Source organism: Pseudoalteromonas phenolica (assembly GCF_005886345.1).
Lineage (GTDB): Bacteria > Pseudomonadota > Gammaproteobacteria > Enterobacterales > Alteromonadaceae > Pseudoalteromonas > Pseudoalteromonas phenolica_A.
The window spans coordinates 70086-79885 of the sequence record NZ_PNEC01000031.1; the positions used below are offsets into that span (position 1 = coordinate 70086).

General features: G+C 38.1%; 10 protein-coding genes and 1 pseudogene. 4 read left to right on the forward strand and 7 right to left on the reverse strand.

The window, feature by feature from the left end:
- Positions 1-23 precede the first annotated feature (23 nt).
- Positions 24-728, reverse strand: coding sequence for a tRNA (N6-threonylcarbamoyladenosine(37)-N6)-methyltransferase TrmO (gene tsaA, locus CWB72_RS12230; protein WP_138631731.1), 705 nt, complete (start codon positions 726-728; stop codon positions 24-26).
- 97 nt (positions 729-825) lie between these two features.
- Between tsaA and CWB72_RS12235 the strand changes: the two genes are divergently transcribed.
- Entirely contained in the window at positions 826-1065 is a 240-nt protein-coding gene (locus tag CWB72_RS12235; RefSeq protein WP_130257182.1) for a hypothetical protein, read from the forward strand.
- Positions 1022-1348 carry a hypothetical protein gene (locus tag CWB72_RS12240; protein ID WP_130257183.1) on the forward strand — a complete coding sequence of 109 codons (327 nt, stop codon included), beginning with the start codon at positions 1022-1024 and terminating at the stop codon, positions 1346-1348. Before CWB72_RS12235 ends, CWB72_RS12240 begins: the two co-directional genes overlap by 44 nt.
- A 6-nt stretch (positions 1349-1354) precedes the next feature.
- Here the strand turns inward: CWB72_RS12240 and CWB72_RS12245 are convergent, their stop codons facing one another.
- Both CWB72_RS12245 and CWB72_RS12250 read right to left on the reverse strand, forming a co-directional pair.
- Entirely contained in the window at positions 1355-1831 is a 477-nt protein-coding gene (locus CWB72_RS12245; protein WP_138482338.1) for an acyl-CoA thioesterase, read from the reverse strand.
- Positions 1832-1936: 105 nt separating this feature from the next.
- The gene (locus CWB72_RS12250; protein WP_138631736.1) at positions 1937-3583 is read right to left on the reverse strand and encodes an electron transfer flavoprotein-ubiquinone oxidoreductase; all 1647 of its coding nucleotides are present in this window, start codon (positions 3581-3583) and stop codon (positions 1937-1939) included.
- A 284-nt stretch (positions 3584-3867) separates the two neighbouring features.
- Here CWB72_RS12250 and CWB72_RS12255 point away from each other — a divergent pair, with 284 nt between their 5' ends.
- Positions 3868-4620 carry an electron transfer flavoprotein subunit beta/FixA family protein gene (locus CWB72_RS12255; protein ID WP_138631738.1) on the forward strand — a complete coding sequence of 251 codons (753 nt, stop codon included), beginning with the start codon at positions 3868-3870 and terminating at the stop codon, positions 4618-4620.
- A complete protein-coding gene (locus CWB72_RS12260) occupies positions 4617-5543 on the forward strand; it encodes an electron transfer flavoprotein subunit alpha/FixB family protein (RefSeq protein WP_138631739.1) in 927 nt (308 codons plus the stop codon). Before CWB72_RS12255 ends, CWB72_RS12260 begins: the two co-directional genes overlap by 4 nt.
- Positions 5544-5609: 66 nt before the next feature.
- Here CWB72_RS12260 and CWB72_RS20905 read toward each other — a convergent pair.
- The 4 genes and pseudogenes from CWB72_RS20905 to CWB72_RS12280 form a co-directional block, all read right to left on the reverse strand.
- Positions 5610-7098: pseudogene (locus CWB72_RS20905) on the reverse strand (methyl-accepting chemotaxis protein).
- Between the two features lie 422 nt (positions 7099-7520).
- Positions 7521-7742, reverse strand: coding sequence for a HAMP domain-containing protein (locus tag CWB72_RS12270; RefSeq protein WP_138631741.1), 222 nt, complete (start codon positions 7740-7742; stop codon positions 7521-7523).
- A gap of 378 nt (positions 7743-8120) precedes the next feature.
- The gene (locus CWB72_RS12275; RefSeq protein WP_138631743.1) at positions 8121-8351 is read right to left on the reverse strand and encodes a hypothetical protein; all 231 of its coding nucleotides are present in this window, start codon (positions 8349-8351) and stop codon (positions 8121-8123) included.
- 120 nt (positions 8352-8471) lie between these two features.
- On the reverse strand, positions 8472-9800 hold a 1329-nt coding region (locus tag CWB72_RS12280), incomplete at its 5' end, for a TonB-dependent receptor domain-containing protein (RefSeq protein WP_130257191.1).

A 9800-nucleotide genomic window follows, 5' to 3' on the forward strand; every position in this document is an offset into this window, starting at 1 on the left:
TAACGAGCCACACAAAGTGTTTATTAACGTTCAATACTGATTTCTGTGACAAGATTGTGTTCACCGTCGACTTGCCATCGAATATTGTAATGATACAAGTTCATTCCGTAAGTCTGAGTGCCTGCTTTTTGTTTTTTGTAAGCTGGTCGAGGGTCTTGTTTAAGTACATTGGCAATAAACTCTGGCAGTGATTTATCAGCTTGCGTTGCCAAAAACTCAGCTGCTTGCTCTGAAAACTCAACAGTCATTAAGGTTTCAGGACGTGTATCGGCAAAACCTGCAGAAGCTTCAGGCATGGCATCTGAATAGGGTAAATAGGGCTTTATATCGATAATTGGTGTGCCATCAAGTAAATCTATACCAGATAAAAGTAGCGCAAGTTGACCGTTTTTATATTCAACACCTTCTAATTTCACCGCACTCATGCCAATGCCATTTGGTCGAAAAGTGGCTCGTGTGGCAAATACGCCTTTTTTTTCATTCCCGCCTAAACGCGGCGGACGTACAAGTGCAGAATAGCCTTTGTCAGCGGTTTCGTGAAAACGAAACAACAACCATAAGTGCGTAAACTCTTCGATACCCCGAACAAACTCTTCGCGGCTAAATTTTTTACTAAAGATAAGTTTGGCTTTTGCCTCAGGCACTAAACGGGGCTGTCTAGGTATTGCAAACTTTTGTTTATAAGGAGATTGAATAAAACCGACAGGCGCAATTTGGTAGTTTTCCACAAGCAACTAAATATAAAAACATAGATGTTCTGATTGTAACTTTTCTTCATCAAATAAACCATGTTATGCAAGTGTAATAGTGTGTAATTGGATTATTATGCAAACCGACATAATCTTGTATCTGTATTATGAATTAAGTAATAGAAAAATGATTGATAAAAAAAGAGAATCAAAGTTTATTGCCAGTAATCATCAACCTCCTGAGCATGAGCGAGAATTGTCGATGAGTGCAAGAGCATCAGCTTTAAAAGAACATTTTGCTTCTAGAACATTATTTAACCTGAAGGGCACAAGTGATAACACAAATGGGAGTGATGAAAGTGAACATGGGGTTTGAGCACAATATAGATGTTGTATGTAGAAAGGTGATCTTAAAATATAGTTGTGAAGAGTTACACGGCTCGATTAAAGATTCACTGATATCTCGAAAAACAAAGCTAAACGAGCTTGTTACGCAAATTCAAGATGGCTTAGTAAGCCCTAAAAACTTTGAACTCTTAATTGAAGAACAAAAATCACTATTAATTCACGATTTAAAAACGAATAAACATAATCAGCAGCAAATAAATGACATTGCAAATATGGCAATTTATGAACTGGCTAAGCACGCCCTTAATTAAAGCGCTTTATTCCTCTACTGTGCGATGAAGCAAGGATTCAGTTTCAATCGCTATTTCTTTCATTTTAATTGCATATTGCTCTAACTTTTTCTGTTCTTTGGTTTTTGCTACAAACTGTGGCACTGGCACAGGGTAACCTGCTTTATCCATCGCAATAAAACTAATAATGCAGTGATTACTTTCAGATAGAATATTGTTTTGTGGATCGCCACATTTTACTCGGATGAAAATTTGCATGCTTGTTTTACCCGTATGTGCGATTTGTGCGGTGACTTCTACAACTTGGCCGACAAGAATAGGGCGTTTAAATCTAACACCAGCAACCGAAACGGTGACACAATAACTGCCACTCCAACCCGCAGCACACGCATAACCAGCTTGATCTATCCATTTCATAACTATGCCGCCATGCACTTTACCGCCAAAATTGACATCAGTGGGTTCTGCTAAAAATCTAAAAACAAGCTCAGATTGCTGATTCATAAGTTTCAACCTATTGCGATGAGTAATGTTAAGTATAGTCAACAGGCTGTAAAACGTAAAAAGGGCCATAAGGCCCTTGTGCAATTTAAGTATAAGAATACAAATTTACATATTTGGATAGTTCGGACCACCGGTCCCTTCAGGCGTCACCCAAGTGATGTTTTGACTCGGATCTTTGATGTCGCAGGTTTTACAATGAATACAGTTTTGAGCGTTAATGACAAACTGCTTCTCACCTTCGTTTTCAGAAATCTCATATACGCCAGCAGGGCAATAACGCTGTGCAGGCTCATCAAATTCTGCAAGATTAATGTTGATAGGGATCGCTTTATCTTTTAACTGCAAGTGACAAGGTTGCACTTCTTCATGGTTGGTATTTGATAAAAATACAGAAGACAATTTATCAAAGCTGAGCTTACCATCAGGTTTTGGGTAGTTAATGGTGTCACATTCACTCGCAGGTTTCATGCATGCATGGTCGAAGGTCGTGTCTTTAAATGTGAATGGTAAAGACCCATTAAAAAGGTTTTGATCTAGGGTGTTATAAGCGCCACCTAAAATACTACCAAACTTATGAATAACCGGGCCGAAGTTACGTGATTGATATAACTCATCATACAACCAGCTTGATTTATATAGCTCGGCAAATGAACTTAAATCAGCAGTTGGGTTTACTTGCGCTAGGGCTTCTATAATTGCATCGGCAGCTATCATGCCTGATTTCATTGCGGTGTGATTACCTTTGATTTTGGCAAAGTTTAACGTACCCGCATCACAGCCAATCAATAAGCCGCCTGGGAAATGCATTTTAGGCAGTGAATGGAAACCACCTTTTGCAATAGCTCTTGCACCATAGGCGATGCGCTCACCACCTTCTAATGCTTCTTTAAAGACTGGGTGGTGTTTCATTCGCTGGAATTCATCAAATGGACTCAAATGTGGATTCGAGTAATTTAAGTCAACGATAAGACCCACAACGACCTGATTATTTTCAGCGTGGTACATAAATGAACCACCTGTTGTATCGCCTGTAAGGGGCCAACCAGTGCCGTGTACGACTGTGCCTTCTTTGTGCTTACTTGGATCAATTTGCCAGATCTCTTTAAAGCCTAAGCCATAATGCTGTGGTGTTGCATCTTTATCGAGTTCAAACTCTTTGATTAACTGTTTACCTAGATGACCACGGCAACCTTCAGCAAACACAGTGTACTTTGCTCTAAGCTCCATACCCGGCATGTAGCTATCTTTCGGCTGACCTTCTCTGTCTAGGCCCATATCACCTGTGACAATGCCTTTTACTTGATTGTCTTCAATAATGAGAGAGTGAGCACTGAAACCTGGGAATACCTCAATACCCAAGCTTTCAGCTTGTTCAGCAAGCCAGCGACATACATTACCCATAGACACAATATAGTTGCCATCATTCTTGAATGTCTTTGGGATCGCAAAATGAGGAATGCTGGTGGCATTTTCTTCATTTTTGAATAGATATATTTCGTCTTCGGTGACTTGCGTATTTAGAGGTGCATTTAGAGTTTTCCATTCAGGTAATAATTCATCCAGTGCTTTGGTTTCAAATACAGCACCAGATAAAATATGTGCGCCGACTTCAGAGCCTTTCTCAACAACGCAGATCATTAATTCTTGTTCTTTTTGTTGTGCTTGTTGAGCCAGGCGTATTGCACATGAAAGGCCAGCAGGTCCTGCGCCAACAATTACAACGTCAAACTCCATCGTTTCGCGTTCGACCATATTATCCTCACTTATCTTGACGGTAGCGTAAACGTTTAAATGTTTTATTGTGATCTAGTTATATGACGCAATCTTGATCTTGACCGCTATTAAATGACTCTGAACACATTAAAATGGCTGACGGATTGCCAAATAAACGTTTATTTAAATATTAAGTTTTTTATAAGTTAATCTAAGGTTATTTTAGGTTGACGTTTACGTCAACAGGAAGTAGGCTGATTGCATTAAATAAATGTATTGACGTTAGCGTCATCTTCAAGAATTAACCAGATCATGGAGTAACTATGAAAGTACTTGTGCCAATCAAACGCGTGATTGACTACAACGTCAAGGCAAGAGTAAAGCCTGATAACAGTGATGTTGATCTAACGAACGTAAAAATGGCAATGAACCCTTTCTGTGAGATTGCGGTAGAAGAAGCCATCCGATTAAAAGAAGCGGGCATTGCGACAGAAGTGATTGCAGTGTCTATTGGTGACAAAGCTTGCCAAGAGCAGCTTCGCACCGCACTTGCTCTAGGCGCTGATAAAGCCATTCAAATTGATACAGATACAAAGCTTGAGTCAATTCACGTTGCTAAGCTGCTAAGTAAACTTGTAGAACAAGAACAACCTGAATTAGTTATTTTAGGTAAGCAGTCGATTGATTCTGACAATAACCAAACCGGTCAAATGCTTGCGGCATTAACAGGTCGTAGTCAAGGTACATTCGCTTCAAAAGTAGTTGTTGAAGGTGGTAAAGCATTAGTTACTCGTGAAGTTGATGGTGGTTTACAAACTGTGTCGCTATCACTTCCGGCTGTTGTTACAACAGACTTACGCTTAAATGAACCGCGTTATGCTTCTCTACCAAATATTATGAAAGCAAAGCGTAAGCCATTAGACGTAATTGCTGCTGATAGTCTAGGTGTTGATTTAGCACCTCGAACTGAGCTTTTAAAAGTTGAAGAGCCGGCTAAACGTGAAGCAGGTATCATTGTTGAAGATGTAGCAGAGCTTGTAAATAAATTAAAAACTGAAGCTAAGGTGATTTCATGAGTGTATTAGTAATTGCAGAGCACGAGCAGGGCGCTCTAAAACCTGAAACAGCTAAAGTTATCAATGCAGCAAAAAAGATTTCAGACAATATTACAGTGTTAGTTGCAGGCCATTCAGTAGGAGCTGTAGCTGAATCGGCTTCTGAAATCGCAGGTGTTACGTCAGTAATTGTTGCTGATAAACCTGTGTTCGAATATCAACTAGCAGAAAGTACTGCGGACTTAGTTGTAGAGCTTGCTACTGATTACTCACATATTCTAGCAAGTGCTTCAACCACAGGTAAAAACACTTTGCCTCGCGTTGCAGCACTACTAGATAAGTCGCAGATTTCTGAAATCATTGATGTCATTGATGCAGATACTTTCAAGCGACCAATTTATGCGGGTAACGCGATTGCAACTGTTAAGTCATCAGAAGATAAAAAGATTATTACAGTGCGAGCAAGTGCATTTGATGCGCAAGGTGAGCAGGCTGCAGTTGCAGTTTCATCTGTTGAAAGTGGTGCAGATAATACTCTTTCTGAGTTTGTTTCAGTTGAGCAAACTGAATCAGAGCGTCCGGAATTAAATGCAGCACCTGTCGTGATTTCAGGTGGTCGTGGCATGCAGAATGGTGAAAACTTTGCGCTACTAAATGGGATTGCAGATAAATTAGGCGCTGCGATTGGTGCTTCACGTGCTGCGGTTGATGCTGGCTTTGTACCAAATGATATGCAGGTAGGTCAAACAGGTAAGATTGTTGCACCTAACTTATATATTGCAGTCGGTATTAGCGGTGCAATTCAGCACCTAGCGGGTATGAAAGACTCTAAAGTGATTGTTGCAATTAACAAAGATCCGGATGCACCAATTTTCCAAGTTGCTGACTATGGTTTAGTCGCTGATTTATTTGATGTGTTGCCTGAACTAGAAAACGCATTATAAAAACAACAATAGTTTCTGGTTGTAAAGCTGCGCTCCATTTCATGGTCGCGGCTTTTTTATTTGCTATTACACAGTAAATTGACTGACTAAAGCTTTCAAATGTGAGGCTTGTTTATCCAAAGACGCGCCTGCATGGCTGGTTTGTTCAACAAGCGAGTTGTTTTGTTGAACGCTTTGATCAATTTGTTTAATGGCAATATTGATTTGTGATACACCATTTGACTGTTCACTACTTGATAATGCAATGTCATTCATAAGTTTTGACAGAGTCTGTATGCTACTTACAATATCACGTAAGGTATTGCCAGGTTGCTCAGCAAGCATCAAACCATTTTCAACCTTGTCGGCACTGTCTTTCAGTAATCCAGAGATTTCTTTAGCTGCATCTGAGCTTCGTTGTGCTAACTGCCGCACTTCAGCGGCAACCACGGCAAATCCTCGACCTTTTTCACCTGCTCTCGCGGCTTCAACGGCGGCATTGAGCAATTAGATTAGTTTGAAATGCAATGCCATTGATTACTTCAATGATATTAGAAATCTCATTTGAACTGTCACTAATAGCCTTCATTGCAGTGACTGTATTATTAACTAATTCACCACCTTCAATGGCTTGTTGGTCTGCATTTTGTGCATGTTCATTTGTGGTTTGTGCATGTTTGGTATTACTGGTGACTTTATCAGTCACTTCACTCATAGAGGCGGTAGTTTCTTCAATAGAAGCCGCTTGCGATTCTTTGGACGAATTCAACTCTTGTGTTGATTGACTTATCTGCGCTGAGGCTTTTGATACAGTAGCAGCAGTTTCGTTTATTTCTCTAACCATGTTTGCCAAATTATAAATGCTTTCATTTACAGAGTCTTTTAACTTTGCAAAGTCACCTTTATATTGGCCATTAATTTGTTGTGTTAAATCACCACTTTCTAAAGCCTTCATTACTTCAATACAAGATTGTAGCGGAGTTGAAATAGCATCCAGTGTGTCATTAATAGATAAAACAATATCTTTGTATGCACCTTGATGATTTTCAGCATTTGCTCTTCTAGTCAACTCACCAATGTTTGCAGCATCTGCCAACATTGATGTATCGAGAATCATTTGTTCAATTGCATTAATACTTGTTCTTAAACTGGTCTCTATTTTCTTAAAGTCGCCTTCAAAATGTTGACTATCAACATTCGGTAATTCACCAATTGCGAGACAATCTAAATAGCTTGAAGTTAATTGTACAGGTTTTATGATTGCGTCAAGTGTTTGGTTTATACCTTGTATAATTAATTTAAACTCACCCTTATGTGCATTTTCTTGTGCTCGGTTTGATAGTTGTCCTTGAAGAGCCGATTCAACTAAGTACTTTGAGTCAGAGATAAGTAAATTGATTGAAGAGACGCTTTGTTCTAATGACTGTTTTATTGATAAAAAATCACCTTGATAATTGCCTGATATTTCTTTAGGGATCTTGCCCTGTGAAATTTGGTTTAAGTAAACCTGTGTTTGCTGAATTGGTGAGATGATTGCATCAAGTAACTTATTTATGCCGTGGCAAAGTGTAAACATAAAACCAGTTAAGTCAGTTTCGTCTAACCTTGCATTTAAATTACCACGTACAGCGGTATTTATAATGTCATCAACTTTATTTTCGGTAGCTCTTTGCAGTGATAAATCTGTAATTTCAAGAACTACACCTAGAGTTTCACCTTCACTGATAGCGGGGCTTGCTACGATGTCTAAATATACGTTATTAATATTTAACTCGAACAGTACCTGTTTTTCTTTGGCAGTTTCCAGTTGTTCAAGGTATTCGTTTGGTAACAATTGAGTTATATCAAAACCATCTATTAAAACGGGGCAATTTAAATCTTTCTGATATCGCTTAAATAGATTTGGCTTTGAACATTGGTGTAAATGATTTTATTATCAACTTGGTATAGTAATACAGGGGCAGAAGCATTATCGAGTGCTTGTTTTATTCTACCACTTTACTCAGCTTGAATTTTTTGTTCGAGCATTTGCTGAGTGAGTTTCTCATTGGCTATACATATATTAGCCTGCATACGGTCTAAAGCTCTAAGTAAGTTGCCAATTTCGTCTTGAGAATTAATTACAATGTGATTGTCTAAATTACCATTTGAAATTTCGGTGGCGACATAAGAAGCCAAAGTGATAGGACGTGTGAGCCATCTTTGGATCAATAGTGCCATGATAATGATGACTATCAATGAAACACACAAAGCGATAACGATACTTTTAAAAATAACGTTTTCTTTTTGTTGGCGCAAAGATATTACAGCAGTTTCAACGTAGCTATTAATATTATTGTTTAAATCTTTTAATATGCTGGCTGCAGCTCTATCAATACCCTTGACGGCCAGATCACCTGCTTGTGTATTAAAATTCGCATTTTGGAAATCTACTAGATCAATACGATATTGCTCTCCGAGTTTTTTGTGTTCTTGCTTAAACTCTGACAGTTAGGATATGAGCTTTTTTGGGAGAAAGGTGCTTGATATAAGCTGGGAAGATAAATCCTGTACAATAATTTCTTGCTCTTTAAACTGTTTTAAATGTTTGTCAAATTGCTAAGGATTACTTCCCCTTATTAGAATGTTTTTCCATTCTTGAACTTGAGTTTTGAATGTATTTAAAACAAAGTTAACTTGTAATTGAGCAGTTAACTCTTCTTCTATTAATACATCGTATTGTTGTGCTATTTCTTTTACCGAGTTTATTGCGAACATGGCACTGCACAATACAAGTGCTAGACCACCAAAGACGGTTGATAATAATTTGGCTTTGACTGTCTTCATCATACATCCCTTGATATGTTTAAATTATATGAAGACTAGTGAAATAAAATATTAATTCAATGTTTTTAAAGGAATAAAATGATAAAAAGGCCGAAAATTCGGCCTTTTTTGAAATATTACTATTTAGAAGAAAGCTTTCACCCCAAAGCGGATATTTCTTCCTGGAAGAGGAGCTTGTTCTTTAATCACTGAACTGTGAACAAAACCGAGTTCATCAGTTATATTATCGATGTTCAAGTATGTGAGCATATCAACACCAGCTAGTGCTAAATCATACTGCATACTTAAGTCTATTAATGTATAACTATCAGTAGTTGTTTCATATGCCGTGATGTTATCTTGAGACGCATAATGCGTAATTGTTAGGTCTGTGACAAGCTTGCCTCGAGTATATTCATAGTTTACACCAAATTTATTATTTGGAATGCGAGGCAGATAACCATCGTCTTTTAATTTTGCAGTAATTGAGTCAGCAAAAAATTTCACAGTATTATTAGCATTAACATTGTAATGAGCGTCTAGCTCTAACCCGTATAAGTATGCGTCTTGGCTCTGGAATTGATAAACAGGTAATGCACCTTCATGTTCGTGATCAGCTTCTTCAATGCCATGCTCTGCAGAATATATTAACCCTGTATTTTCTTGGTAATAATAATTTTCAACATCATTGTAGAAAAAATTAACTGTATAGCCGAATTTTCCTGAGAACTTTCTAAAACTGACATCAAAGTTTGTTGCTATCTCTTGCTCGATATTTTCAGGCTCAAAATGTACTTCGCCATCTTCTAAGTGATAGCCTAATCCAAGCTCATAAGTGCTTGTCGCAATATGTACGCCATTAGATAAAAGTTCAGCCGTTAGAGGTGAACGTTCAGAATGAGATAAATTAATCGCAATGTTCTGACCTTCACTATAATCATAAACCCCACCAATTGAGAAACTGACATTGGTTTGGCTTAATTCATAAGCAAGTGTGGATAACTCATGATGTTCTTCTTCATGATGGTCATGATCTTCTTCATGTTCATCATGATGTTTTTCAGTGATCACACTTTCTAATAGGTAATCTTCTAAACGTGCACCCAATTCTAACGTCAGGTTACCTAATTGCTTTTCTTCTAATAAGTAAATTGCATGGCTAGTTGTATCTGTTGCTGGTGTAAATGCTTCTTCACCTTGGGCTTCGTAATCACTACTTGCAAAATGATAACCAACGATACCGTGCCACTCACCTAATCTATGTTCAATATTAGTTCGAAGTTCTGTTGTTTTATTTTTGAACGTTGTGCCAATCATTCCACCTTCGATTTCACTATGTTCATAATCTGTAAAGCCGGCTTTTACACTGATATTTTCTATATAATCATTATGAAGAGAATAGTTTAATAAAGCCTGCCAACGATCTTGCTTTACGCGTGCAAATACACTTTCTTCGTCATGGTCGTCATGGTC